Raw genomic sequence first — 24419 nt, forward strand, 5'->3', positions numbered from 1 at the left:
TTGGGGAAAAATCGATCCCCTGTGGGAGCCGGGCTTGCCCGCGATAGCGATTTAAAGAGCGCCCAAAATCCTCGACCCTTCGCATTTCGCGAACGCTCGTTGCCAACTGACGGTTGGATTTCTACTGCCTGCGTCCTCTAGCCTTGGACCACATTCCAAGAACAAGAGGTACACCCCATGACGGCTCCCCTGAGCGGTATCAAGGTGATCGAGATCGGCACCCTGATTGCCGCGCCTTTCGCCGCCCGGCTGATGGCCGAGTTTGGCGCCGAGGTGATCAAGATCGAAGCCATGGGGCAGGGCGATCCGCTTCGCAAATGGCGAAAGCTGCACGAAGGCACGTCGCTGTGGTGGTACCTGCAATCGCGCAACAAGAAGTCCCTGGCCCTGGACCTCAAGTCCGCAGAAGGCCTGGACCTGGTCAAACAATTGCTGGGCGACGCCGACGTGCTGATCGAAAACCTGCGCCCCGGCGGCCTGGAAAAACTCGGCCTGGGCTGGGACGTGCTGCATGCCCTCAATCCCAAGCTGACCTTGGTACGTATCTCTGGCTACGGCCAGACCGGCCCTTACCGCGACCGCCCGGGCTTCGGGGCCATCGGCGAGGCGATGGGCGGGATTCGCTACACCACCGGCAACCCGGATTCTCCACCGGCGCGGGTGGGCGTGAGCCTCGGTGATTCCCTGGCGTCACTGCACGGCGTGATCGGCGCGCTGATGTCGCTGCTGCGGGTCAAAACCGGCCAGGGCGACGGCCAGATTGTCGACGTGTCCCTGGCCGAAAGTGTGTTCAACCTGATGGAAAGCCTGGTACCGGAATACGACATGCTCGGCCATGTGCGCGAACGCAGCGGCGGCGCCTTGCCCGGCATCGCACCCTCCAACACTTACCTGACCGCCGACGGCGCCTACGTGGTGATCGCCGGCAACAGCGACCCGATCTACAAGCGCCTGATGCTCGCCATCGGCCGCGCCGACCTGGCCGAAGCGCCGGAGTTTGCCCACAACGATGGCCGCGCCGCCAAGAGCGGCCTGCTCGACGCCGCCATCACCCACTGGACCAGCAGCCTGCCCATCGACCAGGTGCTCAGCGCCCTGGAAGCCGCCGAAGTGCCGGCGGGGCGCATCTATTCAGTGGCTGACATCGTCGCCGACCCGCACTACCAGGCCCGCGATATGTTGCTCAGCGCCGACCTGCCCGGCGGCCTCACGGTGAAGATGCCCGGCATTGTGCCCAAACTGTCGGAAACCCCCGGCGCGGTGAACTGGCAGGGCCCAAGCTTGGGCCAGCACACCGATGCAATCCTCGGCGACCTGGGCTTGAGCGGGGCCGATATTCAACGTCTGAAAACCTCGGGAGTGGTGCAATGAAAAGCTATTCCGATGCCCTGATCGTGCAGGAAGTCTCGCCCCGGGATGGGCTGCAAATCGAGCCGACCTGGGTCGAGACCGTCGATAAGATCGCGTTGATCGACCAACTGTCCCTGGCGGGTTTTTCCCGGATCGAAGCCGGTTCGTTTGTTTCACCCAAGGCCATTCCCGCGTTGCGCGATGGCGAGCAAGTGTTCCAGGGCATCACCCGTCGCCCCGGGATTATCTACGTGGCCTTGATCCCCAATCTCAAGGGCGCCCAGCGCGCCGTCGAGTCCCGGGCTGATGAGTTGAACCTGGTGATGTCTGCCAGCCAGACCCACAACCTGGCGAATATGCGCATGCGTTGCGAAGCCTCGTTGGCGGCGTTCGGCGACATCGTGAGTTTTGCTGCCGACTATCCGGTGCGCCTCAACGGCAGCATCGCCACCACTTTCGGCTGCCCGTTCGAGGGCAAGATTGATGAAGACCGTGTGCTGCAATGGGTCGACGCCTACCGCGAGTTGGGCATCCAGGGCATCAGCCTGGCGGACACCACCGGCATGGCCAACCCGCGTCAGGTCGAACGCCTGGTCACGCGTGTGCTGGAGCGTATTCCGGCGAGCGACCTGACCCTGCATTTCCACAACACCCGCGGCCTGGGTTTGTGCAACGTGCTGGCCGCCTACGAGGCCGGAGCGCGAAGGTTTGATGCGGCGTTGGGCGGCCTCGGCGGCTGCCCGTTTGCTCCCGGCGCGTCGGGCAATATCTGCACCGAAGACTTGGTCAACCTGTGTGAGGAAGTCGGGATTCACACCGGCATCGACCTGCCGCACTTGCTGAAAATGTCGCGGCAATTGCCGGCCTTGCTCGGCCACGAATTGCCGGGCCAGGTGGCCAAGGCCGGGCGCAATTGCGACCTGCATCCGCCACCGGCCTACATCGCCACCTTATAAGCCGCCACCAGACAACAAAAACAATCGGACGCCTGCGAGCAGTCCGCTGGAGAGAAACAATGAGCCTTAATACGTTGGAGGCCGGCGTGCGCCCGGCCGCTGAACACGATGCGGAAAAAGCCCTGGTCAGCAAGGTCGCCTGGCGCCTGATGCCGCTGATCATGGTCTGCTACCTGTTTGCGTTTTTTGACCGCATCAACATCAGCTTCGCCAAGTTCCAGCTGCAGACCGACCTGAGTTTGAGCGACACCGCCTACGGCCTCGGCGCCGGGCTGTTTGTGGTCGGCTATGTGATCTTCGAAGTGCCGAGCAACATGATGCTGTACAAGGTCGGCGCTCGCCGCTGGATCGCGCGCATCATGATGTCGTGGGGGCTGGCGACGGCCGCCATGGTGTTCGTCACGGCCGAATGGCAGTTCTACGGCCTGCGTTTCATCATCGGTGCGATGGAGGCAGGGTTCGCGCCGGGCGTGTTGTATTACCTGACCTTGTGGTTCCCGCAGCACTACCGTGGGCGCATCACGTCGATGCTGTTCCTGGCGTCGGCGTTTGCCGGTCTGGTGGGCGCGCCGTTCTCCGGGCTGGTGCTGGAACACCTCGACGGTGTGTTGCAAATGCGCGGCTGGCACTGGCTGTTCTTGCTCGGTGGCTTGCCCTGCGTTGGCTTGGGTTTCCTGGTGCTCAAGCTGCTCAAGGACCGTATCGAGGATGCCCACTGGTTGACCCCGGCGGAGAAGACGTTGCTGGCCAGCCGCATTGCCGTGCATGAACCCCACAAGAGCGGTGGCTCGCTGCTCGCGGCACTGCGTATTCCCGGCTTCCTGATGCTGGGCTTTATCTACTTCCTGATCCAGGTGGCGTCCTACGGCCTGAACTTCTGGGCGCCGCAATTGATCCGCAGCGCCGGCACCCAGAGCCCGGTGATGATCGGTCTGCTGACGGCGATTCCCTACGTCTGCGGCGCTATCAGCATGGTGGTGATCGGACGCTTGTCGGACGCCACCGGCGAACGCCGCAAGTTCGTCAGCGGCCTGGTGGCGCTGGGGGCGGTGGGGTTCTTTTGTGCGGGGATCTTTGCGGATCACACCACGTTCCTGATCGTCGCCCTGAGCTTGCTGGGCGCCGGCATCATCGCCTCGATCCCGACCTTCTGGACCTTACCGCCGAAGCTATTGGCCGGTGCCGGCGCGGGCGCGGCGGGCGGGATTGCGGTGATCAACACCCTGGGTCAGTTCGGCGGCATTGTCAGCCCGGTGATGGTCGGCCGGATCAAGGACCTGACCGGCAGCACCACGCCGGCGCTGTATGTCATCGGCGTGTGTGCACTGCTGGCGGCGGCGCTGTTGCTGTGGGGCTTGCCGCAGAAGCTGCGCACCCTCGACAAGCGCTGATCAGCTGGCAGTGAGCCACGCCGGGTGGAGACCCGGCGTTGCAGTGGTTGAATGGGCAGGTGCAGGGAGCATTGTCGGACCCGTTTGGCAGCAAGACCTGAAGACCGTTCGTCGCACTGGCAAGTTTTTTCTAAACCTTTATCGCCCTGAAAATTCAGATTCAGAGCGGGGCTCGTTTCCCTGCACCTGTTTATTACTTGGAGGAACCCATCATGAGCCGCATGGTTATCCGGTTACGCACCGCCAGTTTCGCGATGCTGCTGGGCCTCGGCGCCAATAGTGCTTTCGCCCAGTCGCCTGCCGATTTCATCGAGCAGGCTTCGGCCAAGGGCATGGCCGATATCGAGACCAGCCGCATGGCACACGCCAAGACGTCGTCCCAGGAAATCAAGGACTACACCATCGAAGTCATCAATGAACGCACCCTGGCCAATCAGCACCTGGCGGCCATTGCCAAGAAGCTCGACTTGCCGGTGGCCCCACGGGACAAGATCGTCGACAAGGCCGAATCGTTGATGCCCGAGCTCAAGGACGGCGATTCGTTTGACGCCGCCTACACCGCCGAGCAGGTCAAGGCCAATGAAGACGCGATCGCCCTGTTCAAGCAGGAAGGTGCCGAGTCTGACATTCCTGAAATAAAGGCCCTGGTGGATGAGACCCTGCCCAAGTTGGAAGAACGCCTGGAGAAAGCCCGGGCGTTGGCGTCGACTTACGGTAAAGGTCACCAAGGCGACGGTTGATTGCGTTGAGTACTTCATAAAAAACGGCGGCTGGATCACTCCAGCCGCCGTTTTTTTATGCCTGGTTAAAGTCCGTCTTGGGGCGGTCACCGTCAGTCGGTGTTTCGGTCACCAGTGTGGTGACGGTGATGGTTTCGCTATCCCCAATGGTCTTGTATTCCTTGCGTAATTTCTCCAGTTCCTTGCGGTCCATGCCGTCCAGGCTCAACACGGCGTTTTGTGCGTCCTTGGTGGCGCGTAGCAACTCGTCGATCTTGATATGCAAAATATCGTTGTCGCGGTTTTGCGTGTTCTGGATCAGGAACACCATCAGGAAGGTGATGATGGTGGTGGAGGTGTTGATGATCAGCTGCCACGTGTCGTTGTAGTGGAAATAAGGCCCGCTCAAACTCCACAGGAGGATCAACCCCACCGCCGCGTAGAACGTGCGGGCGCTGCCTGCCCAGCGGGACAGGGATTGAGAGATGGCGGAGAATTTCATAACCGTTTTCCTTAAAGGGTGGGTGATGAAAATACTGACCGCAGGCGTGCGCTGAAATTTCTTTTTACAATTGAGGGATTGAACAAAGTTATACAGTTTTGCCGGGATTCAGGCGTGCTCCTCCAGCTCCAGCAGATACTGCTTGGCCTCAAGCCCGCCGGCAAACCCGGTCAGCCCGCCCGAGGCACCAATCACCCGGTGGCACGGTGCGACAATCGAAATCGGATTGCGCCCGTTGGCTGCGCCGACGGCACGCACTGCCTTGGGGTTACCGATCTGTGCGGCAATCTGGCTGTAGCTGCGGGTTTCCCCGAACGGGATGGTCAACAGCGCCTGCCAGACTTTCTTCTGGAAGTCGGTGCCGGCAAAGTCCAGTTCCAGCTCGAAACGGTTGCGGGTACCGGCGAAATACTCGTTCAACTGCCGCTCGGTTTCCTGCAACACCGGGCTGTTATTGGCCTCTTGCAGGGCACCCAGGCGAACACGGTTAGGGCGTTCTTTTTCCCAGAGGATGGCGGTGAGCTTTCCGCCACGGGCCACGAGGGTCAGTTGGCCGACGGGGGAGGGCATGTATTTGTATTCATAGGACATGGTCGGACTCCTTGAGTGGGTATGGCTCTACTGTAGATAGGCCGGCCCATGGTGGAACTACGTTTCTTGCGGTCGAATTCGCGAACGACTTAGAGGTTCCAGTAAACCCAATCGGCGTAATACGGATACCCGTAAAGCCACGAGAACCAGTACAGCGCCTTGAGTACCGATGCCGTACCAATGACAAAAAATGAAGCGATGTTGAACAGCGTGATGATCACGGCAAATACGGTTACACGTCGGCTGGCATGCAGTTGGGCAAAACGGACGCCATAAACGGAGGCCGTGATGGACGCCAGCACCAACACAAGTCCCAGCGGAAAGGGCAGCCTGAGAAACGAGAGCAGCAGAGGCGCGATCAGCACCCAGCCCAGTACTTTGCGCAGTACGGGTTTTGGAGTGCGTTGTGCGGGAGGGAGCATTGAACGGTTCCTTTAAGTGCCGTCACCGGTCTTGTTGCAACACCTTGAGGGCAGCAGACGCAAGAAAGCCCGAGCGGCTTTTTTCTTCCGGATGATGCAGGACGTATTCGTCAATGCGGTTCAGCAGGTAGCCGGGCAACGTGATGTTGAGTTTCTGTGCCTTGCCCAGGTACTTGGTGACATCAATATCCACCACGGCCCAAGTGCAGCCGGCATATTGCGGGTTAGCGGCATGGAGGGTGACTTTCTGTGCTGTAGGAATGGGCGCGCCGTCTTCTGCGAGGATCTCGAAGTGGCCTTCGATCGCTTCGCGGGCCATGGCCATGGCGTCGTCCAGATCATCTCCAGCTGAGAAGCAACCGGGAATGTCCGGGACTTCCACACCCCAGGCATGGTCCTCGTCACCGGTTGAAATTGCGATTGGGTACAGCATGTTTGTGCCCTCAAAAGGGTGTTCACTATAACCACCAATTTTGAGTTCTCAACGCCGTACCTACCATTTGAGACGGCCGACTTTTCCCGCTGATGGGTAGGAAATGTACGGGGTATCTACTGATTGGAGCTATTAGGCATCTTTACGAGCTTGTAACAATTCATCAATCACGGTCAGAAACGCCGTGACCATTAAACTCCGCCCATCAGCACGCGTAAGAACAAGCAGTTGCGCGTACGCATCTGAATCCACCAACGGCCGATACGTCACGCCCTTATTCATCAAACTCTGAGTACATTCCGGTACCAGCGCCACACCTTGTCCCGCCGCCACCAGTGCAATGATCGAGGTAATTTGCCGCCCCGACGGCCCGGCCCGCAGTGGCAAACCCTTATGCCGATATAGCTGTTCAATGGACTGGTTAAGCCCCGAGCCATAATCGGCTGGAAACAGAATCAACGGATACCCACTCAACTGCGCCAGGCTGACCTCGGCCTGGTTGGCCAACGGGCTGTCGCTCGACACCGCCGCCACCAGCCGCTCCTCACCCAACGACAACGCTTGCACCTCAGTCTGACCTTCCTGGGGCAGTAACCGGCTCAAGCCGATATCCAGGCGCCCATCAGCCACCTGTGCGCCCAGGCTGCCGGAGGCGCATTCCACCAGCGTCAATTGCACATCGGGAAAGCGTTGGGCGAAGGCTTGAATCGCCTGGCTGAACAAGTCCGAGAGGGCAATCGAACTGACGTAACCCAGCGCCAACTGCCCGGCGGCGCCTGCGGCCAGTTTGCCGGCGATGACCTCGGCGAGGTCGACCTGCTCCAGCACCGCCCGTGCGTAGGGCAGGAACGAGCGGCCCTGAGGCGTGAGCGAAACCGTGCGACTGGTGCGGTCGAACAGGCGAAACCCCAGCTCAGCCTCCAGCGCGGAAATCTGCCGGGTCAACGGCGGCTGGGCCAGGTGCAGGCGCAGGGCGGCGCGGCCGAAGTGCAATTCTTCGGCGACGGTCAGAAAGTAACGCAGCTTGCGTAGGTCGAGCATCCTGGCCCCAGGGTATTGATCGGTTCGAAATCGGTATTGGTCTCGGGTGTGCGGGTCATTCTATAAAGGCCGCAGATAATAAAACGAGAGGTTTCATGAAACCGCGCCTGCATTGTGCCCGTCTTGCCCTGTTCCTGTGTGGCTGCGCGGCGTTTCTCAACCTCTACGCCACCCAGAGCATTTTGCAGACGCTTGCCGCCAACTTTGAAGTGAGCGCCAAGGCCGCGGGTTGGAGCATTACTGTCACCACCTTGGCGGTGGCGCTGACCGCGCCGTTTGTCAGCCGCCTGACCGGGCGGTTTGAGCAACGCACCGTGATCTCGGTGGCCGCGCTGTTGCTGGCGGTGCCGGCGCTGATGACTGCCTATGCCAGCAGCTTTGCCGAACTGCTGGTGTGGCGCTTTATCGAAGGGATGCTGATTCCGGTAGTGTTTGCCACCAGCGTGGCTTATATCGGTGATCGTTGGCGCGGCGGCACCGTGACCGAGGTCACCAGCCTCTACGTGGCCGGCACCGTGCTCGGCGGGTTTGCCGGGCGCTTCGTCACCGGGGTGATGACCGAGTATGTCGGCTGGCGTGAAGCCTTTGAGCTGTTGGCGGTGTTGAGCCTGATGGTGGGCGGGTTTATCCAGTTTCTGCTGCCGGGCAATCCACCCCGAGCTGCGCGACCGTCAACCACCTGGGCTGACGTGCTCGGCACGCCGCTGCTGGCTGCCTACGCTGTAGGGTTTTGCGTGCTGTTCTCCCAAGTGGCGACGTTTACCTACGCTGGCCTTTACCTCAGCCAAGCCCCGTTCGACCTTGGCCCGGCGGCGCTGGGCACGATCTACATGGTGTTCCTGCTGGCCCTCGTAGTCATTCCCGTTGCCGGGCGCCTGAGCAAATCCCGCCCGCAATCCGAACTGCTGACCGCCGCTGCGGCACTTGGCGTCTGCGGCTCGGCCCTGACCTTAGTGCCGTCCCTGTGGTGCATCGTACTGGGCCTGGCCCTCAGCTCCACCGGCGTATTCCTCGCCCAGGCCGCCGCCAGCGCCTTCACCACTGCCACCGCCCGCCACAACAAGGCCGGTGCCGTGGGCCTGTACCTTACCTGCTATTACCTCGGTGGCAGCTTCGGCGCCATCGTCCCGGCGTTGATCTGGGGACGCTGGGGCTGGACGGGATGTGTAGCGCTGATCATCGGTTTCCAGTTGCTGTCACTGCTGATCGCCCTGACGGGCTGGAAGCCCCTGCAACCTGAACTGAGCAAGACCTCATGAACGACGCCGTTGCCTTGCCCGTGCCTGAGACTTCCGCCCGCCGCCGCTCGCTGATTGCAGGGTGCAGCACCCACGCCATTCACGATGGCCTGACCGATGTGATCTACGTGCTGCTGCCGATCTGGCAAGCGCAGTTCGGCATGACCTACGCCCAGATCGGCCTGCTGCGTGGCGCTTACTCCGGGATGATGGCGGTGTTCCAACTGATGGCCAGTCGCGCCGCCAAACGTTGGGGGCGTATGCCAATGCTGGTGGGCGGCACGGCGCTTGCCGGTGTTGCCTATCTGTTGGCGGGGCAGGCGACCGGGTTGGGCATGTTGTTGCTGGCGCTGGTGTTGGGCGGGCTGGGGGCGAGTACCCAGCATCCGCTGGCTTCTTCAATGATCACCGACACCTACGAGAACGGTGGTGGGGTCAAGGAAGCGCTGTCTCAATACAACTTCTCCGGAGACATTGGCAAAACCCTGGTTCCCGGGTTGGTGGGGCTGTTGCTGACCGTCATCAGTTGGCGCGCGAGCGTTACGCTGCTTGGATTGCTGGGGCTGGCGGCGGCGGGGTTGCTGTGGTGGCTGATACCCGTGCAGGCAGCGGCGCCTGCTTCCGGGAAAACCGCCAAGACACTGGTAGGAAGCGGTTCCGTCAGCGGCCTGCGTGCGCTGATTGTCACGGGCACACTCGACAGTGCCGTGCGCATGGGCTTTCTCACGTTTTTGCCCTTTCTTCTGCAAGCTAAAGGCGCTGGTACTGCGGGCATCGGTCTCGCGCTGACCATGCTGTTTATCGGCGGCGCCTTCGGCAAGTTGCTTTGCGGCTACCTCGGCGCACGCATCGGCATGATGAAAACCGTGTGGCTGACGGAGACCAGCACCGCGCTGTTGATCGTTGCGGCGGTGTACCTGCCGTTGACCGGTTTGATGGTGATGTTGCCGGTGTTGGGGCTGGCGCTGAACGGCACGTCATCGGTGCTGTACGGCGCCGTGCCGGACCTGGCGGGCGCGGGGAAACGGGAACAGGCATTTGCGGTGTTCTACACCGGCACCATCGGCGGTGGCGCGTTGGCGCCGGTGCTGTTTGGCGGGCTGGGGGACTCGATGGGCGTGCCGGTGGCGGTGATGGTGTTGGCGGGGATGTTGCTGCTGACATTGCCGTTGGCGTGGGTGGTGCAGCGGGGTGTGGTGCTCGAGAGATAGCCGTCTTTTCTGATGGTGAATTCAGTTCCTTGTGGGAGCTGTCGAGCCTTGGCGAGGCTGCGATGGGATCGCTGCGGTGTACCTGGCAGACCGCGCCGCCTGCATCGCGGGCAAGCCCGGCTCCCACAGGGAGTGCATTCCAGATTTGGGAGCGACACCGCTCTAATGTGGGAGTTGTCGAGCCTTGGCGAGGCTGCGATGGCCTTGCCTGAGTGCCACGAAAAATCACTGCCCATCCAGAGGAATAAGCGGTTCATGATCAATCTTGTTGCCAGAGATTGCCGGCTTATTTGGGCGAGCAAGCAGTGATGAATCTTGCGGCTTTGCCTACACAACCATCAGAATCGTCCCGGTTGTGCGCCTTAGGCGACCTCTTTAAGGTTCGTCAGCCGCTGCCCATCAGCGGTCGGGTTTAGTAGCCCGATTTGATCAACGGCGTATCGCTGTGCCATTTCTCAGATGTTTCGGTGTCTGGTCTTGATGGTGGCTGTACGCGGGGCGCCCTTGGGCGCGCCGGTTTCGTTGATCAACCGGTCTACTAACCCGCGTATAGCCGCCACCCTTTGTTTAGTAGCTCTGGAAGGTGGTCCTAACCGAGGATCAACAGATGTGTACTGACTCGTATAACTCAGCCGTAAGAATCTTCAGCGTACGTCCCGAAATCGGCACCGATGCATTACTCGCCAACGCCTACGAAACCATTGCCGGCGCTGGAGCAATGACCAACGAATTTGCAGATAACCTGCCAGATGAGCATCGCTGTCTGGCATTGGCAATTCAGCAAATGATTGAGCAGGGGCTTTTACTGGTAGAAACCGTGCAGGACCGAGTGGATCGGTTTTCTTGATTCTATAAAACGCTTTCCCTTCCAGGCCGCACATACCAAGGGAAGGGCAGCCGATTTTGACGTGTTGGGAGTCAGTACCGATGACCCGGAACAGCGAGACAAGCACAGCCCCGTCGGCCCGAGAGGCAACATTTGAAGACGTGAGTGCAATGGTTGAACTCGACGCTTTCGCGAAATCGAATGTCAGCCGTGGCGAGCTTATTCGCGAGGCCGTTGAGAGGCGTCAATGCCTGGTTGCAGTAGAGTCCGGCAGCGTCGTCGGCTATCTCGTACTTACCCATGGTTTTTTCGGGAATGGCTTTGTTTCACTGGTGGTTGTCTCTCCTGAACACCAGCGCAAAGGCATCGCGCTTCTGCTGCTTGTTGCCGCCGAATCCCTATGTAAGACGGATAAGCTCTTCACCTCCACGAACAGCTCAAACGTTGCTTCACAGCAACTCATATCCAAGGCTGGATTCTTGCGCAGTGGCGTTATTGAGAATCTGGATGAGGGTGATCCGGAGCTTGTCTATTTCAAGTTTGTTCGGTGATTGGCAGCCCTCTCAAATTTCGAGCATAAAAAAACCGGTCACCAAGGACCGGTTTTTTTACACATCCCCCGTCAAAACCATCCTGACGCAGGACCAAAATCTGAGTGGAGCGGGTAGAGGGAATCGAACCCTCATCTAAAGCTTGGGAAGCTTTCGTTCTACCACTAAACTATACCCGCTCAGAGCGGCTGACTTTGTACCAGATGTGCTCGCGGATTTGAAGTTTTTCTTCGAAAATTCTGTGTTTTACGTGCCAACGGTCGGTCGTGGGCAGGCGGAGCCCTATGGAAATCCAGCCCACCCACAACCCCACCGCTCATACGGCAAACGCATGCTGTGGCTGGGACGCGTGGTATCGCAGCCGACTTGGCTGCTGCTCCGGCCTCAGAAAGCCCATCAACGCCTCTCGGCTATCCCGGCACGCGGCCTTGTGCTCCATATCCAGAAAATGCCCGGTCGCCTGAATCGTGCCGAAGCTGCTTTTCGCAATATGCTGCCCAAACAGCTTCGCATCCTGGGCACTGGTGTACTCGTCCCATTCGCCGTTCAAGAACAACACCGGTATATCAATCTGCTTCGCCGCCTTGAGGTAGCACAGCCGGTCGCTGTTGAGCACGTGGCTGATGTGAAAGTGCATCTGCCCATACTCATGCTCGGCCAGGCTGCTCACGTGTTTGTAGTTGAAGCGTTTGAACAGCGACGGCAGGTGTTTGCCGATGGTGCTGTTGACCAGGTGGCCCACGCGGTCACGGTCGAGGTTGCCGAGGTAGTCGACGCCGCGCTCCAGGTAGTCGCGCATCGGGGCGTTGATCACCGGGGAGAACGAGCTGATCACGGCCTTTTCCACACGACGCGGGCGGTGGGCGAGGGCGACGAGGGTCGCGGCGCCGCCCCAGGAAAAGGACAGCACGTGTTCGGCGGCGAAGTGGTCGATGAGTTCCAGAAGGATCTGGCCCTCGACTTCTTTCGTCAGCATATGCTCGTGGCGGTTATGGATTTTTGAGCGACCGGCGTAGGGCTGGTCGTACAAAACCACGTTGAACGTCGGGTGCAGGCTTTTCACGGTCTGGGCGAAAGACGCAGTGGTGGCCATTGAGCCGTTGACCAGGATGATGGTCTTGGCAGCTGCGTCCGCGCGATAGAACTCCGTGTAAACCCGATACTGACCCTGTATATCCAGCACAGCGATTTCTGGCCTCATGTCGTAAGACTCCTGGCAAGCGGGTAATGCGCGCAGATCACTCTGCACGAGCTTTGTGACAGGTAGGCATACGCCTGGAAGTGAGGGCCCATGTCGATCCGGTACTGGCTGGCCGACGGGTGTTGTTATGGCGGGCAATTTGCCGTGAGGTGCCCGCAGATCAAGCGTGCGGACGGGCAAAGTGTTTCTTGTAGGTAGGGGTGACTCGCCAGTCAGATTGCGGCTGGCTGGGTTGATTCAAGCATCAGGGATGCCAGTTCGCCAGTCGAAGGCGTGGGTTTTTGGCATCATCGGCTGAACGGTCATCAGACCTGTTGGATTTCAGCGTCTGTAAGCGCCCGGTACTGGCCTGGCGCAAGGGCTGAGTCTAATTCCAGCGGCCCCATGCGCACACGGTGCAGGCGGGTCACTTTGTTGTCGAAGTGCCCGAACATGCGCTTCACCTGGTGATAACGCCCTTCAATGATGCTCAGGCGCGCCGTTCTGGGGCTCAATAGCTCCAGTTCCGCCGGTTGTGTGGTGAGGTCTTCAAACGCGAAGTACAGGCCGGCGGCAAAGGTGGCGGCGTATTCCGGGCCGATGTCCTGCTCGGTCTCAACGTAGTACACCTTGGGCAGTTTGGTTTGCGGCTGGGTCAGGCGGCGCGACCACTGGCCGTCGTTGGTGATCAGCATCAGGCCGGTGGTGTTGAAATCCAGACGACCGGCGATATGCAGCTCGTGCTTGTCCGGTTCATCCAGCAGGTCGAGCACAGTGGGGTGTTGCGGGTCGGACGTGGCGCTGACGCAGCCCTGGGGTTTGTGCAGCATGAAGTAGCGCGCGGGTTTGCCGGCTTGCAGCACTTCGTCATCCAGTAGCACACGGCTGAACTCGCTCACCGGGTGATGCGGATCGCTGACGAATTGGCCATCGACGGTAATCCGCCGTTCCACCAGCAACAGGCGAACTTGCTTGCGGTTGAATCGGGGCAGGTTGCTGAGGAAGCGGTCTACGCGCATTACGACCGCTCGTTCCCGCGCAGTTGCTCGTCCACCTGGGCGCAGCGTGGGCACAGGCAGGCTTTGTTGCGCAGTTCCGGCGGCAAGGCTTCAAGCACGGCAGGGTCGATGCTGACGCTGTAGCACCAGCACGCCTGGTCGGCAGTGCGCGGGTCGGCCAAGGCGCAATCGTTGCGGGCGCCGCAGGCGGGGCAGAGGGTTGGCGTGGTCATCGGTCGGTTCAGGCTGTATCGGACAAGGTCCCGGTGAAACCCGGTGTGCCTTGCACGATACAGCCCCGAGGCGTTATTGCAAATCACGCTCCAGCACGACCACCCGTTGCCCGGCGCCAATGCCGCTGCCTGGTTGCACGGGAATTTCCCGCACGGTGCCGGCGAACGGCGCGAGTACCGGGATTTCCATTTTCATCGACTCCAGGATCACCAGTACATCACCCGCCGCCACGCGTTCCCCCGCGCTCACCTGCACTTGCCAGAGATTGCCCGCGATGTGGCTGTCGATGCTGTATTCGTTGGCCTGCAACGGCGTGTCTTCGCCCAATGGCGCCGCGAGTTCCTCACTGTCGAAATGCGCCTGGCCGCTGGCGATCCAGCGTTCGCGTTCGGCGTTGAACGCGCGCTGTTGTTGCCCGCGAAACGCGCCAATGCTCTCGGCTTCCTGCGCGAGAAAGGCCTGGTAGTCCGTCAGGTTCAACTGGCTGTGTTCGATGCCCAGTTCAAACCGCCCAAGGGGAAAATCCCGGCGTATCTGCACCAGCTCATCGGCGCTCACCGGGTAAAAGCGGATCTGGTCGAAGAAGCGCAGCAACCACGGTTTGCCATCGAACGCCGCGACTTCCCGGTAGCGGTTCCACATCTGCAAGGTGCGCCCGACGAACTGATAACCGCCGGGACCTTCCATGCCGTACACGCACAGGTAGGCGCCACCGATGCCCACGGAGTTTTCGGCGGTCCAGGTGCGTGCCGGGTTGTACTTGGTGGTGACCAGGCGGTGGCGCGGGTCCAGCGGCGTGGCCACGGGCGCGCCGAGGTAGACGTCGCCCAGGCCCATCACCAGGTAGCTGGCGTCGAATACGGTGTGGCGCACTTCGTCGAGGTTGGCCAGGTCGTTGATGCGGCGGATGAACTCCAGATTGCTCGGGCACCACGGGGCATCCTTGCGCACGGTGGTCATGTATTTTTCGATGGCCAGTTGGCAGGCCGGATCGTCCCAGGAGAGTGGCAGGTGGACGATGCGCGACGGGACTTGCAGGTTTTGGCTGGCGCAGACGGCGTGCCATTCGGTGGTGATCAACGCCAGGAGGTCGGCGATGGGCAGTTGTTCGGGCTGGTAGTGGATTTGCAGGGAACGGATGCCGGGTGTCAGGTCGATGACGCCGTGCAGGGCGCGGGCTTCCAACGCTTGCATCAGGGCGTGGGCGCGAAAGCGCAGCACCAGGTCGAGTTCAGGGGCGCCGATTTCCAGGAGCAGGTGGGTGTCGCCGGCGAGGCGGGCGACCAGGCGCGTGTCGGCTTGGCCGATGTCCAGAACAACAGGCGAACTGATCGTTCCCACGCTCTGCGTGGGAATGCATCCTGTGACGCTCTGCGTCATTGCGTCGACAGCGGGACGCGGAGCGTCCCAGGCGGCATTCCCACGCAGAGCGTGGGAACGATCACACACCACAGGCGACTCAATCGAATGTGGGAGCGGGCTTGCTCGCGAAAGCATCGCCTCGGTTTGCCTGTCGGACCGAGTTGCCTGCATCGCGGGCAAGCCCGGCTCCCACACCTGATCCCATTCCAAGGCGAGTGTGCGGGCGGTCTTTAGGTCGACTGGAGTGAACTGAATCTTGTCACCCGCCTTGAGCTGGCCCAGCTGCCACAAGTCCGCCTCGATCACCGTCACCGGGCATACAAACCCACCCAGGCTCGGGCCGTCGGGGCCGAGGATCACCGGCATGTCCCCGGTAAAATCCACCGCTCCGATCGCATAGGGATTGTCGTGAATGTTGGACGGGTGCAGTCCCGCCTCACCCCCATCCGTACGCGCCCACAATGGCTTCGGCCCGATCAACCTCACACCGGTACGGCTGGAGTTGAAATGCACTTCCCATTGGGTGGCAAAGAACGTCTCGATGTACTCAGGCTTGAAGTATTCCGGCGCGCCGTGAGGGCCGTAGATCACCCGCAGGGTTCGCACTTCGGCGAGCGGTTCAGGCACTAACGTGTTGCCGCAACTGACGTCTACCAACGGCAGCAAGTGCAACACGTCACCCGCTCGCAGAGCCCGTCCGCCATGCCCACCAAACTGTCCTAACGTGAAGGTACTTTTGCTGCCCAGATAATCCGGAACCTGCAGCCCGCCGCGCAGGCAAAGGTAGCTGCGCGCACCGGCCCCGGCGATGGTGCCCAGGCTCAAGGTCGCACCCGCCGGCACCAACAGCGCAGTGTTCATTGGCACCACTTCATCATTCAACCGCAGCGCAATGTCCGCCCCGGTCACCGCCACCACTGCCGCGCAATTGAAGCGCAGCATTGGCCCGCTCATGGTGATTTCCAGTGCGGCAGTACCCTCGGCATTGCCCAGCAGGCGGTTACCCAGACGCAATGCGCGGCTGTCCATCGGCCCCGACGGCGGCACGCCAACGGCCCAGTAACCGAGGCGCCCCGGATAATCCTGGACACTGGTTTGGGTCCCGGCGCTCAGCACTTCGAACGTGTCGGCGTGGTACACCAAACCTTCAAGGCAGCGCGTCCACGGCTGGCCGCTGGCGAACGGTGCGGCCATCAGAATCTGCCGCAGGTAATCGCGGTTGGTTTCCACGCCGTACAGCTGGCTGCTGGTCAGGGCTTGATGCAGATCCAGCCGCGCCTGTTCGCGGGTCGGTGCCCAAGCGATGAGCTTGGCGATCATCGGGTCGAAGTAGGGCGGGATCTCGCAACCGGCCTCCACCCAGGTGTCGACGCGCAGGCCTTCAGCGACCGGGAAATCCACATACGTCAAAAGCCCCGGGCTTGGCTGAAAATCCCGGCCCGGATCTTCGGCGTACAGGCGCGCCTGAATCGCGTGGCCGTTTGGCTTCAGGTCCAGTTCCCGCAGCGGCGGCATTTCTCCGGCGGCCAATTGAACCATCCAGCGCACCAGGTCGACGCCCCACACTTGCTCGGTGACGCCATGTTCCACCTGCAACCGGGTGTTCACTTCCAGAAAATAGAAGCGGCCATCGGCGCTATCAAAGATAAATTCCACGGTGCCGGCGCTGCGGTAATTCACGGCCTTGGCCAGGGTGATTGCGGCGTGGCACAGCTCATCCGCCATCCCGTCGGGCAGGTTCGGCGCCGGGGTTTCCTCGAGCACTTTTTGGTTGCGCCGCTGCACTGAACAGTCGCGCACACCGAGGGCAATCACCTCGCCACACCCATCACCAAACACCTGCACTTCCAGGTGGCGGGCGTGCTGGATGTATTTTTCGATAAACACACCGGCGTCGCTGAAATTATTCTGACCGAGGCGTTTGACTGCCTCGAAACAGTCGCGCAATTCATCGGCGCTGTTGCACACGCGCATGCCGATACCGCCGCCGCCCGCTGTGCTTTTGAGCATGATCGGATAGCCCACGCTTTCGCCGGCCAGCAGCGCGGCGTCAAGGCTATTGAGCAACTCGGTGCCTTCCAGCAATGGGATGTTGTGCTGCTTGGCCAACGCCCGCGCGGTGTGCTTGAGGCCGAACACCCGCAGCTGTTCCGGCGTCGGGCCGACGAAGGCGATACCGGCTGCTTCGCAGGCTTCGGCGAACGCGGCGTTTTCCGAGAGAAAGCCATAGCCCGGATGAATCGCCGTGGCGCCACAGGCTTTGGCCGTGGCGAGTATTTTCTCCACCGACAAATAGGTGCCGGCCGCCGCGCCTTCGCCCAGGCTGCAGGCTTCGTCGGCCTGCTGGATATGCAGGCTGGCGGCATCGGCTTCGGAATACACCGCCACACCTTTGACCGAAAGCTCGCGCAGGGTGCGCAGGATGCGGCAGGCGATGGCGCCACGGTTGGCGATCAACAGTTTTTCGAACATGGCAAAACCCCGCAGGCCGATGCATATTCGGCCTTGTCCTGGGATGCGGGCCGTCCCGCAAATGTGGATGGCGCTGCGGTCGTCCGGAGCGCAAATTTCAACACCAATGGAGATCAACTGTGGGAGCCGGGCTTGCCCGCGATGGCGGTGTGTCAGTCACCCCATATGTTGGCTGATCCACCGCTATCGCAGGCAAGCCAGCTCCCACAGGTCATCTTCCACAGTTGATCTTCAGCGCTTTTTGAGGCACTGCCCGGCTCGAGCCTGGCACAGGGCGAACAACCACTGACGCAACCGCTTCATTTTCAGTTCCATACCAGTAACTCCGCCGGGGTGGGGTTGTAGCCGTTGCACGGGTTGTTCAGTTGCGGGCAGTTGGAGATCAGCACGATCACGTCCATCTCGGCCCGCAGGTCGACGTATTTGCCGGGGGCGGAAATACCGTCTTCAAACGTCAGTCCGCCATCGGCGGTCACCGGCACGTTCATGAAGAAATTGATGTTCGGCCCGATGTCGCTTTTACCCAGCCTTCCATCGTGGGCGCAGGCCCGCAGGTAGTTGTCGCGGCAGCTGTGCATGTAGCGTTTTTCCAGGGCGTAGCGCACGGTGTTGCTCTCTTGGGCGCAGGCGCCGCCGAGGGTGTCATGGCGCCCGCAGGTGTCGTCGACGATGGTCAGCATCGGCTGGCCAAGGTTGGAATACAGCACGCTGCCGATGCTCAGGTACACCCTGTTTTGCCGGCGCAACGTGCGCTGCACGTCGTAGCGTTCCTTGGGGTTTTTCAGGCTGTAGAACAGCGTGTCGACGGCCTGGTTGCCCTCAAGGTCGAGGATGCGCAGCGTCTGGCCGGCCTTGACTTCCATCAGCCAGGGTTCGCCGGCGGGGATGGTCGCGCGGTACACGGCTGCGTCCGGTTGGTTGGCGAGTGCGATAGACATGGCAGGTCCTCAGGCGAACAGACGGTCAGTGTTGATAAAGCCGCGCTCGTTTTCCGGGCGCGAGGTGCGGCAGTGTTCGGCGACGCTTGGATCGGCGTTCATCCAGCTGAGTTTCAGCGGCTGCGGCGCGTATTCGGGGTTCGGGTCCATGGGGTGTTGCAGGGCGGTGAGCACCACCAGCGTGTCCATCGGTGCGTAGAGTTCGATGTAGTCGCCGGCCTTGGAATGGCCTTCGGCGAAGTGCAGCGTGCCGGCGTCATCCACGGTGATTTTGCTGAACAGGTTGAGGGTCATCAGCAGGTCGGACAGCCCCAGGCCCCACTTGCCCAATTCCACCAGCAGGTTGTCGGTGCCGTTGCGGTAGAAGCCGTTGCGCAGCTCTTGATAGCGGCCCTTGCCGTATTTTTCCGCGACTTCGGAGGCGCATAACACGCCGCCGATGCTGTCGCTCCAGCCGCAGGTGTCGGCGGTGATGGCGGCCAGCACGCGGCCCATGTCCGAGTACAGGCAATGGCCGCGGGTGAGCTTGGCGGTGTGTTGGCATTTGAGGCTGTCGGGCAGGTTCAGGCGCTCGGTTTTTTCATTGGCGTTGAGCAGGGTCAGGCTGACGTTGGCGCCGCCGCGAATGTCGGTGAGGCGCAGCAGTTGGCCGCGTTTGAGCACGAAGGAGCGGTGGCCGCCGCCGGGGAGCATTTCCTCGGCGAAGGGTGGGAACAATTGAGTTGAGTCGGTCATTTGGAAGTGGCTCCAAGTTCGGCGGCGATCGCCTTGCGGCGCTCGCTGTTCAAAGGGATGTCGTAGGTGATGCGGGCGCCGTAAGCGCCGGGGGCGTGCGGGTCGAGGCGCACCTTGTCGAACACCAGCAAGCGGGTGCCGAGTCTGAAGCCTTCGCTCAGGTCGTGGGTGACCATGAACACCGTCAGCCTGGTTTCGCGCCACAGCTCCAGCAACAGCAGGTGCATGTCTTTGCGAATGCCCGGGTCGAGAGCGCCGAAGGGTTCGTCCAGCAGCAGCACGCGGGGCTTCATGATCAGCGCCTGGGCGATGGCCAGCCGCTGTTGCATGCCGCCGGAAAGCTGTGCCGGGTACTTGTCCAGGGCGTGGCCCAAACCGACTTTATGCAACAGAGCGGCCGCCTGTTCCCGAGCCTGTTTTTTCGCAGTGCCAAACAGGCGACCGAGCAACGGCGAGCGCGGCAACTCAAGGCCCAGCGCAACGTTGTTCAGCACCGTCAGATGCGGGAACACCGAGTAGCGCTGGAACACCACGCCACGGCTGGCGTCGGGTTCGGCGGCCAGAGGTTTACCGTCCAGCAGGATCTCGCCATGGCTGGCGCTTTCCTGTCCCAGCAACAGCCGCAGGAAGGTCGATTTGCCGCAACCCGAGGTGCCGACCAAAGTGCAGAATTCGCCTTCGGCCACGTGCAGGTTCAGGCGCTCCAACACCACCTGATCGCCATAGTGCTGCCACACATTATTGACGCTGATAAAGCTCATGCCCGCGCTCCTTCGTACCAGGGGAACGCGCGCCGGGTCAGGGCCTTGAGGGCCCAGTCCATCAGCCAGGCGAGGAGGGTGATCCACACCACGTAGGGCAGGATCACGTCCATCGCCAGGTAGCGGCGCACCAGGAAGATCCGGTAACCCAGACCGTCGGTGGAGGCGATAGCTTCGGCCGCAATCAGGAACAGCCACGCCGAGCCAAGCATCAAGCGCAGGGAGATCAGCAAGCGTGGCAGCAATTGCGGCAGCACCACCCGCAGCATCAGGGTCCATGTGGAGGCGCCGAGGGTTTGCGCCTTCACCAGTAACTCGACGGGAATTTCCCGCGCCCGCTGTTCCAGATCTCGCGCCAGGGCAGGGGTGATGCCGATCACGATCAGCATCACTTTCGACAATTCTCCCAGCCCGAACACGATGAACAGGATCGGCAGGATCGCCAGCGGCGGCACCATCGACAGCACCGTCAGTAACGGCGACAACGGTGCGCCAAACAGCGGCAAGGTCCCGGCAGCGATGCCCAGGCACAGGCCGGCGAGGGCGCTGATACCGAGGCCGATCGCCAGGCGACGCAAGCTCGATGCGCTGTCTTGCCACAGCACATATTCACCGGTGCGAGCGTCCGCGCTGAAGGCCAGGCGTTTCACCGCGTCGCCCATTTGTGCGGCGCTGGGCAGCAGCTTGTCGTTGGGGTTGTCTGCCAGGCGCTCGGCCGAGCCCACGAAGTAGGCGAACAGCAGCAGGGCGAAGGGCAGCAGCACCAACAGCAGGCGACTGGAGCGTTCCGGGTGACGGTTGATCAGGCGCATGGCCGGGTCCTCTTACAGCGTGCCGTCGGCCGCCATTTGCACGTAGCTGGGGTCGAAATGCAGCTTGAGGTTGGCGGTGTCGCCGCGGGTCACGCCGTTGGCGAAGCTCATGCCCACGGCGTTGGTGTCCTTGGCACCTTCACCCAGCAGGCCGTGTTTAAACGAGAACTCGGCGACCTTGCCCATGGTGGCGGGCAACTGCGCGCTGGTGGCGAAGGCCAGGGCTTCCTTGGGCGTGGCGAACAGCTTGGTGGTGTCCAGTTGCGACTGGAAGCCCTTGAGGTCGGTGCCGGAGGCCTTGGCCATGTGTTCCAGGGCGTCGGTGCTGGCGGCGTTTTTCGCGTTCATCAAGGCGACCACTTCAAACCAGGCACCGGTCAGCGCCTTGCCCAGCTTGGGGTTGTCTTTGAGGGTCTGGGTGTTGACCACCATCATGTCCATGATTTCGCCGGGCACTTTGCTGGAGTCGAACACTTCGGTGACGCCGGGCTTGGCCTTGATCTCCGAGAGCATCGGGTTCCAGGTGGTGACGGCCTTGACCTGGTCGGTGTTGAAGGCGGCGGCGATGTCGGCGTCGGAGGTGTTGACCACTTTCAGGTCTTTTTCGGTGAGGCCGGCTGACTCCAGGGCGCGGGCCAGCAGGTAGTGGGACACCGAGAGTTCCACCAGGTTGACGTTCATGCCCTTGAGGTCGGCGACGGTCTTACCGATGCCCTTGATGACCACGCCATCGTTGCCGTTGGAGAAGTCGCTGACCACCAGCGCGGTGCTGTCCACGCCACCGGCGGCGGGGATGGTCAGGGCGTCCATGTTGGTCATGGTGCAGCCGTCGAACTGGCCGGCGGTGTACTGGTTGATGGATTCGACGTAGTCGTTGAGCTGCACCATGTCGATCTTGATGCCGTACTTCTTGGCCCACTTGTCGAGGATGCCTTGGCTGCCGGCGTACTCCCACGGCATCCAGCCGGCATAAATCGTCCAGCACACGCTGAAATGGTCTTTGGGGGCGGCCTGGGCGGAAAAACTCACCACGGCGGCAAAGGCGGCGGCGAGCAGGGCGGGTAGACGTATCGAGGGCATGGATGCTTCTCCAGTTGATCAAGGGCGAGCAGGAGCAACGCGGCACCGTGAACGGTGGCTTGTCTCCCGGGCTTTTATCCCGCCGTGTAACCTCAACTGGAGGTCGCCAACTCTCGGACCAGCCACTCGCCTTAGCGAGCCGGAACCCTAGTCAGCCATTGCAAATTGTGGTGCCGCGAACCTGTGATGACTCTTGCACGGGAGAGGTAAAGCGAGAGTCGTGCCAAGTGGCATGGGCGCAGTAACGGCGTGGGTTGGCGCGAGGTGGAGGGCGAAACGTGCAGTGAATATGCGTTGTGGTGGTGCGGGGTTGCACTGCAATGAGGCGACCAGCAGATGTATCAATCTATGTCTAAATCGCACCAGATTCCGTTTTTGATGTCAGATATTTCGTCAGGCAGTGAAAGCTGTTTGCCGCCCCCCAGCGTCGCTGGGTGTGCTCTTCCGCGGTCCAGGAGGCCGCCATGTATCGTCGACTGCTTCTCATCGCTTTGCTCGGTTTGACCCTGTCTGCGTGTGCGCCCTATTACGATGGCGGCGGGGCCTACTACGGTTCCGAGGTCTACACGGCGCCCGCGCCGGCGTACTACTACGGCGGCGGTCCTTATTATCATTACCGCCAGGGTTACTACCCGCCACCGCAGCGTTACTACCCGTCGCCGCGTTATTACCAGCCGGCGCCTCGCTATTACCCTGCAGGGCCGCGAGCCGGTTACCGGCCTTACCCCAACCAGGGTTGGGGCAATGGTCATTGGGGCAATGGCGGCGGGCGTGGTCAGGGCGGCCAAGGTGGCCAAGGTGGCCACGGGGGAGGCCGTGGCGGGCATCGCTGATCGTACTAATTGGAAAAACGGCGCTTAGGCGCCGTTTTTGCTGACCGCTGGTCGGTACTGTCATATTTGACAGCTATTCTATGGGTTACGACTGTAGTTAATTGGGTGCGGACGCTAGCTGGCGTGTCGTTTCCTGTATCGACTGACGGAGCCCGTACCATGCGAGTCAGCCCGCTTTACTTATTCTTTTTTATTCTTTCAGGCTTCAGCACATTGGCGGCGGCGCAAGGCTGCCCTTACCCGAGTACCGTGCGCTACGTTGATGGCCACTTTCAGGGAGCTGATAAAGAGTCCCCCTGGATAAGCCAGACAATGAACGGCCAGGACCTCGTGGAGACCTTTGTGGGGGCGATTTTTATCCCGCGGGAGTCGGGTGAGCGCAAGCGTGGCTACCTGGAAAAGTGCATCTATAAAACCGTCCGCGGTAACACGGTTGCCTTGAGGTTCGGCCCGGCCCGGGGCGGGGGCACGATGTCGCTGGCAGAGACCACGCACTGGCAACCGGGTACCGATGTTTTCGGGCAACCCACATTCCAGTGCGAAGACCGTCAACCCGATAATTGTGCCTTCACGTTCGAGGCGGCAAAGCGCTGACGGGCGCTCAATAGTCCGACAAGTCCGCCAGCGGATGCCGCCCTTCCCACACCTTGTGGAAGTGTGCCTGCACCACGGCCTCAGGGATCAAATTGATATCCGGCCAATGCCAGTGGGGCCGTTGGTCCTTGTCGATCAACCGCGCCCGCACCCCTTCGCTGAATTCCGGGTGACGGCAGCAGTTCAGGCTCAAGGTGTATTCCATCTGGAACACCTGGGCCAGGGACAGGTGCCGCGCCCGCTGAATCTGCTCCCAGACCAAGTGCGCGGTCAGCGGGCAGCCTTCGTTCAAGGTCTTGCCGGCGCGGCTGAACAGCGGGTCGGTGTGGTCGCGCAACAGGCTCAAGGCGCGCCACGCGCAGCGCACATCGCCTACATCCAGCCACTCGTCGATCTGCCCACGGCGCGGCAGCCATTGGGCTTCGGGCAACTGACCGATGGCTTCCTGGGCCAGGGCCTTGAGCAGGCTGTTGAGCTGCATGTCGGTCTGTTCCTGCCAGTTCAGTTGCAGCAGGCCTTCGAGCAGCTCGTCTTGTTGTTCATCCAGCAGAAAGCGGTCGGCCAGGCCCAGGTCCAGGGCGTCCCGGCCATTCATGTGGGCGCCGGTCAGGCCGAGGAACAAACCCAACTTGCCGGGCAGGCGTGACAGGAACCAACTGGCGCCCACGTCCGGGTACAGACCGATGCTGATTTCCGGCATGGCCAAGCGGCTGCTCGGGGTGACGATGCGCACAGCGGCACTTTGCAGCAAACCCATGCCGCCGCCCAGCACATAGCCGTGACCCCAGCAGATCAACGGTTTTGGATAGGTGTGCAGGCGGTAGTCGAGACGGTATTCAGCGGCGAAAAATTGCGCGGCCAGTGCCGGGACTTCGCCGGGATGCTCACGGCAGGCCTGGGCCAGGCTACGTACTTCGCCACCGGCGCAAAAGGCCTTGGGGCCATTGCCACGCAGCAGCACGCAGACGATTTGCGGGTCCTTGGTCCAGGCGTCCAGGCGTTCGCTCAGGGCCAGGATCATCGGCAAGGACAGGGCGTTGAGGGATTTTTCCGCGTCCAGGCTGGCGATGCCAATGCGGGCGCCGCCGGTGCCAATCAGCTCTTCGAAGTGCAGGTTCATCATGACCTCAATCGAGAAAGTGAAGGTTCAGTATGATCGCTTCACAGGAAAGTGCCGGTTCTGCGTCAG

The 24419-nt window shown here is 61.4% G+C and carries 25 protein-coding genes, 1 tRNA gene and 1 riboswitch; of the genes, 10 read left to right on the forward strand and 16 right to left on the reverse strand.

Going from position 1 to position 24419, the window contains the following annotated elements; all coding sequences use genetic code 11:
* The first annotated feature begins 177 nt into the window (after window positions 1–177).
* The 4 genes from JFU58_RS16710 (at window position 178) to JFU58_RS16725 (ending at window position 4437) form a co-directional block, all read left to right on the forward strand.
* A complete protein-coding gene (locus JFU58_RS16710; RefSeq protein ID WP_201141194.1) occupies window positions 178–1371 on the forward strand; it encodes a CaiB/BaiF CoA transferase family protein in 1194 nt (397 codons plus the stop codon).
* On the forward strand, window positions 1368–2306 hold the full coding sequence (locus tag JFU58_RS16715; protein WP_201141196.1) for a hydroxymethylglutaryl-CoA lyase: 939 nt from the start codon (window positions 1368–1370) through the stop codon (window positions 2304–2306). Before JFU58_RS16710 ends, JFU58_RS16715 begins: the two co-directional genes overlap by 4 nt.
* A gap of 59 nt (window positions 2307–2365) precedes the next feature.
* Window positions 2366–3697, forward strand: coding sequence for an MFS transporter (locus JFU58_RS16720; protein WP_201141198.1), 1332 nt, complete (start codon window positions 2366–2368; stop codon window positions 3695–3697).
* Window positions 3698–3909: 212 nt separating this feature from the next.
* Window positions 3910–4437 carry a DUF4142 domain-containing protein gene (locus tag JFU58_RS16725; RefSeq protein WP_201141200.1) on the forward strand — a complete coding sequence of 176 codons (528 nt, stop codon included), beginning with the start codon at window positions 3910–3912 and terminating at the stop codon, window positions 4435–4437.
* A 55-nt stretch (window positions 4438–4492) separates the two neighbouring features.
* On the opposite strand, the gene JFU58_RS16730 is transcribed toward JFU58_RS16725, so the two are convergent.
* From JFU58_RS16730 to JFU58_RS16750, 5 genes are all read right to left on the reverse strand, one after another.
* On the reverse strand, window positions 4493–4918 hold the full coding sequence (locus JFU58_RS16730) for a low affinity iron permease family protein (RefSeq protein WP_201141219.1): 426 nt from the start codon (window positions 4916–4918) through the stop codon (window positions 4493–4495).
* Window positions 4919–5026: 108 nt separating this feature from the next.
* The gene (locus JFU58_RS16735; RefSeq protein ID WP_177070746.1) at window positions 5027–5509 is read right to left on the reverse strand and encodes a methylated-DNA--[protein]-cysteine S-methyltransferase; all 483 of its coding nucleotides are present in this window, start codon (window positions 5507–5509) and stop codon (window positions 5027–5029) included.
* 89 nt (window positions 5510–5598) lie between these two features.
* Window positions 5599–5931 carry a hypothetical protein gene (locus JFU58_RS16740; RefSeq protein ID WP_201141225.1) on the reverse strand — a complete coding sequence of 111 codons (333 nt, stop codon included), beginning with the start codon at window positions 5929–5931 and terminating at the stop codon, window positions 5599–5601.
* A gap of 22 nt (window positions 5932–5953) precedes the next feature.
* Window positions 5954–6364, reverse strand: coding sequence for a type II toxin-antitoxin system HicB family antitoxin (locus tag JFU58_RS16745; protein ID WP_003212074.1), 411 nt, complete (start codon window positions 6362–6364; stop codon window positions 5954–5956).
* Between the two features lie 132 nt (window positions 6365–6496).
* Window positions 6497–7405 carry a LysR family transcriptional regulator gene (locus JFU58_RS16750; protein ID WP_201141227.1) on the reverse strand — a complete coding sequence of 303 codons (909 nt, stop codon included), beginning with the start codon at window positions 7403–7405 and terminating at the stop codon, window positions 6497–6499.
* A gap of 95 nt (window positions 7406–7500) precedes the next feature.
* On the opposite strand from JFU58_RS16750, the gene JFU58_RS16755 reads away from it, so the two are divergent.
* The 4 genes from JFU58_RS16755 (at window position 7501) to JFU58_RS16770 (ending at window position 11231) form a co-directional block, all read left to right on the forward strand.
* Complete coding sequence (locus JFU58_RS16755) at window positions 7501–8664, forward strand: MFS transporter (RefSeq protein ID WP_093200812.1); 1164 nt, start codon at window positions 7501–7503, stop codon at window positions 8662–8664.
* Window positions 8661–9854 (forward strand): MFS transporter, encoded by a 1194-nt coding sequence (locus JFU58_RS16760; RefSeq protein ID WP_201141229.1) that lies wholly within the window; start codon window positions 8661–8663, stop codon window positions 9852–9854. Before JFU58_RS16755 ends, JFU58_RS16760 begins: the two co-directional genes overlap by 4 nt.
* Before the next feature lie 607 nt (window positions 9855–10461).
* Window positions 10462–10701 (forward strand): DUF6124 family protein, encoded by a 240-nt coding sequence (locus JFU58_RS16765; protein ID WP_201141230.1) that lies wholly within the window; start codon window positions 10462–10464, stop codon window positions 10699–10701.
* A gap of 149 nt (window positions 10702–10850) precedes the next feature.
* Entirely contained in the window at window positions 10851–11231 is a 381-nt protein-coding gene (locus JFU58_RS16770; RefSeq protein ID WP_446739980.1) for an N-acetyltransferase family protein, read from the forward strand.
* A gap of 105 nt (window positions 11232–11336) precedes the next feature.
* Here the strand turns inward: JFU58_RS16770 and JFU58_RS16775 are convergent.
* From JFU58_RS16775 to JFU58_RS16820, 10 genes are all read right to left on the reverse strand, one after another.
* Window positions 11337–11410 (reverse strand) — tRNA-Gly (locus JFU58_RS16775).
* Between the two features lie 137 nt (window positions 11411–11547).
* Window positions 11548–12432, reverse strand: a complete 885-nt coding sequence (locus JFU58_RS16780) for an alpha/beta fold hydrolase (RefSeq protein WP_063032674.1) — start codon at window positions 12430–12432, stop codon at window positions 11548–11550.
* 305 nt (window positions 12433–12737) lie between these two features.
* Window positions 12738–13430, reverse strand: coding sequence for a pseudouridine synthase (locus tag JFU58_RS16785; protein ID WP_093200792.1), 693 nt, complete (start codon window positions 13428–13430; stop codon window positions 12738–12740).
* Window positions 13430–13642 carry a cysteine-rich CWC family protein gene (locus JFU58_RS16790; protein ID WP_063032670.1) on the reverse strand — a complete coding sequence of 71 codons (213 nt, stop codon included), beginning with the start codon at window positions 13640–13642 and terminating at the stop codon, window positions 13430–13432. The genes JFU58_RS16785 and JFU58_RS16790 overlap by 1 nt, the downstream gene beginning before the upstream one ends.
* A gap of 73 nt (window positions 13643–13715) precedes the next feature.
* Entirely contained in the window at window positions 13716–17477 is a 3762-nt protein-coding gene (locus tag JFU58_RS16795; protein ID WP_201141234.1) for a 5-oxoprolinase/urea amidolyase family protein, read from the reverse strand.
* 305 nt (window positions 17478–17782) lie between these two features.
* Complete coding sequence (locus JFU58_RS16800) at window positions 17783–18415, reverse strand: urea amidolyase associated protein UAAP2 (protein WP_093200786.1); 633 nt, start codon at window positions 18413–18415, stop codon at window positions 17783–17785.
* 9 nt (window positions 18416–18424) lie between these two features.
* On the reverse strand, window positions 18425–19150 hold the full coding sequence (locus tag JFU58_RS16805; RefSeq protein WP_177027166.1) for an urea amidolyase associated protein UAAP1: 726 nt from the start codon (window positions 19148–19150) through the stop codon (window positions 18425–18427).
* Window positions 19147–19911 carry an ABC transporter ATP-binding protein gene (locus tag JFU58_RS16810; RefSeq protein ID WP_201141236.1) on the reverse strand — a complete coding sequence of 255 codons (765 nt, stop codon included), beginning with the start codon at window positions 19909–19911 and terminating at the stop codon, window positions 19147–19149. Before JFU58_RS16810 ends, JFU58_RS16805 begins: the two co-directional genes overlap by 4 nt.
* Window positions 19908–20723 carry an ABC transporter permease gene (locus JFU58_RS16815; protein WP_177027164.1) on the reverse strand — a complete coding sequence of 272 codons (816 nt, stop codon included), beginning with the start codon at window positions 20721–20723 and terminating at the stop codon, window positions 19908–19910. The genes JFU58_RS16810 and JFU58_RS16815 overlap by 4 nt, the downstream gene beginning before the upstream one ends.
* A gap of 12 nt (window positions 20724–20735) precedes the next feature.
* A complete protein-coding gene (locus JFU58_RS16820) occupies window positions 20736–21803 on the reverse strand; it encodes a putative urea ABC transporter substrate-binding protein (RefSeq protein ID WP_063032660.1) in 1068 nt (355 codons plus the stop codon).
* Between the two features lie 61 nt (window positions 21804–21864).
* A riboswitch (guanidine-I (ykkC/yxkD leader) is annotated at window positions 21865–21965 on the reverse strand.
* Window positions 21966–22267: 302 nt separating this feature from the next.
* On the opposite strand from JFU58_RS16820, the gene JFU58_RS16825 reads away from it, so the two are divergent.
* A complete protein-coding gene (locus tag JFU58_RS16825; RefSeq protein ID WP_093200776.1) occupies window positions 22268–22636 on the forward strand; it encodes a hypothetical protein in 369 nt (122 codons plus the stop codon).
* A 159-nt stretch (window positions 22637–22795) separates the two neighbouring features.
* Window positions 22796–23230: a DUF3757 domain-containing protein gene (locus JFU58_RS16830; protein ID WP_063032656.1), complete on the forward strand. Its 435-nt coding sequence runs from the start codon at window positions 22796–22798 to the stop codon at window positions 23228–23230.
* Between the two features lie 7 nt (window positions 23231–23237).
* Here JFU58_RS16830 and JFU58_RS16835 read toward each other — a convergent pair whose 3' ends face one another.
* Window positions 23238–24350 (reverse strand): enoyl-CoA hydratase/isomerase family protein, encoded by a 1113-nt coding sequence (locus JFU58_RS16835; RefSeq protein ID WP_201141254.1) that lies wholly within the window; start codon window positions 24348–24350, stop codon window positions 23238–23240.
* Window positions 24351–24419: the final 69 nt, after the last annotated feature.

The sequence above is a fragment of the Pseudomonas sp. TH34 genome, from assembly GCF_016650865.1.
In the GTDB taxonomy this organism is placed as follows: domain Bacteria; phylum Pseudomonadota; class Gammaproteobacteria; order Pseudomonadales; family Pseudomonadaceae; genus Aquipseudomonas; species Aquipseudomonas yamanorum.

Coding starts and splice junctions, on each gene's coding strand:
- JFU58_RS16710 (WP_201141194.1), top strand. CDS start 178: ATGACGGCTCCCCTGAGCGGTATCAAGGTGATCGAGATCGGCACCCTG.
- JFU58_RS16825 (WP_093200776.1), top strand. CDS start 22,268: ATGTATCGTCGACTGCTTCTCATCGCTTTGCTCGGTTTGACCCTGTCT.
- JFU58_RS16785 (WP_093200792.1), bottom strand. CDS start 13,430: ATGCGCGTAGACCGCTTCCTCAGCAACCTGCCCCGATTCAACCGCAAG.
- JFU58_RS16835 (WP_201141254.1), bottom strand. CDS start 24,350: ATGAACCTGCACTTCGAAGAGCTGATTGGCACCGGCGGCGCCCGCATT.
- JFU58_RS16740 (WP_201141225.1), bottom strand. CDS start 5,931: ATGCTCCCTCCCGCACAACGCACTCCAAAACCCGTACTGCGCAAAGTA.
- JFU58_RS16790 (WP_063032670.1), bottom strand. CDS start 13,642: ATGACCACGCCAACCCTCTGCCCCGCCTGCGGCGCCCGCAACGATTGC.
- JFU58_RS16770 (WP_446739980.1), top strand. CDS start 10,851: ATGGTTGAACTCGACGCTTTCGCGAAATCGAATGTCAGCCGTGGCGAG.
- JFU58_RS16780 (WP_063032674.1), bottom strand. CDS start 12,432: ATGAGGCCAGAAATCGCTGTGCTGGATATACAGGGTCAGTATCGGGTT.
- JFU58_RS16815 (WP_177027164.1), bottom strand. CDS start 20,723: ATGCGCCTGATCAACCGTCACCCGGAACGCTCCAGTCGCCTGCTGTTG.
- JFU58_RS16830 (WP_063032656.1), top strand. CDS start 22,796: ATGCGAGTCAGCCCGCTTTACTTATTCTTTTTTATTCTTTCAGGCTTC.
- JFU58_RS16750 (WP_201141227.1), bottom strand. CDS start 7,405: ATGCTCGACCTACGCAAGCTGCGTTACTTTCTGACCGTCGCCGAAGAA.
- JFU58_RS16715 (WP_201141196.1), top strand. CDS start 1,368: ATGAAAAGCTATTCCGATGCCCTGATCGTGCAGGAAGTCTCGCCCCGG.
- JFU58_RS16735 (WP_177070746.1), bottom strand. CDS start 5,509: ATGTCCTATGAATACAAATACATGCCCTCCCCCGTCGGCCAACTGACC.
- JFU58_RS16730 (WP_201141219.1), bottom strand. CDS start 4,918: ATGAAATTCTCCGCCATCTCTCAATCCCTGTCCCGCTGGGCAGGCAGC.
- JFU58_RS16765 (WP_201141230.1), top strand. CDS start 10,462: ATGTGTACTGACTCGTATAACTCAGCCGTAAGAATCTTCAGCGTACGT.
- JFU58_RS16805 (WP_177027166.1), bottom strand. CDS start 19,150: ATGACCGACTCAACTCAATTGTTCCCACCCTTCGCCGAGGAAATGCTC.
- JFU58_RS16760 (WP_201141229.1), top strand. CDS start 8,661: ATGAACGACGCCGTTGCCTTGCCCGTGCCTGAGACTTCCGCCCGCCGC.
- JFU58_RS16820 (WP_063032660.1), bottom strand. CDS start 21,803: ATGCCCTCGATACGTCTACCCGCCCTGCTCGCCGCCGCCTTTGCCGCC.
- JFU58_RS16755 (WP_093200812.1), top strand. CDS start 7,501: ATGAAACCGCGCCTGCATTGTGCCCGTCTTGCCCTGTTCCTGTGTGGC.
- JFU58_RS16810 (WP_201141236.1), bottom strand. CDS start 19,911: ATGAGCTTTATCAGCGTCAATAATGTGTGGCAGCACTATGGCGATCAG.
- JFU58_RS16745 (WP_003212074.1), bottom strand. CDS start 6,364: ATGCTGTACCCAATCGCAATTTCAACCGGTGACGAGGACCATGCCTGG.
- JFU58_RS16795 (WP_201141234.1), bottom strand. CDS start 17,477: ATGTTCGAAAAACTGTTGATCGCCAACCGTGGCGCCATCGCCTGCCGC.
- JFU58_RS16800 (WP_093200786.1), bottom strand. CDS start 18,415: ATGTCTATCGCACTCGCCAACCAACCGGACGCAGCCGTGTACCGCGCG.
- JFU58_RS16725 (WP_201141200.1), top strand. CDS start 3,910: ATGAGCCGCATGGTTATCCGGTTACGCACCGCCAGTTTCGCGATGCTG.
- JFU58_RS16720 (WP_201141198.1), top strand. CDS start 2,366: ATGAGCCTTAATACGTTGGAGGCCGGCGTGCGCCCGGCCGCTGAACAC.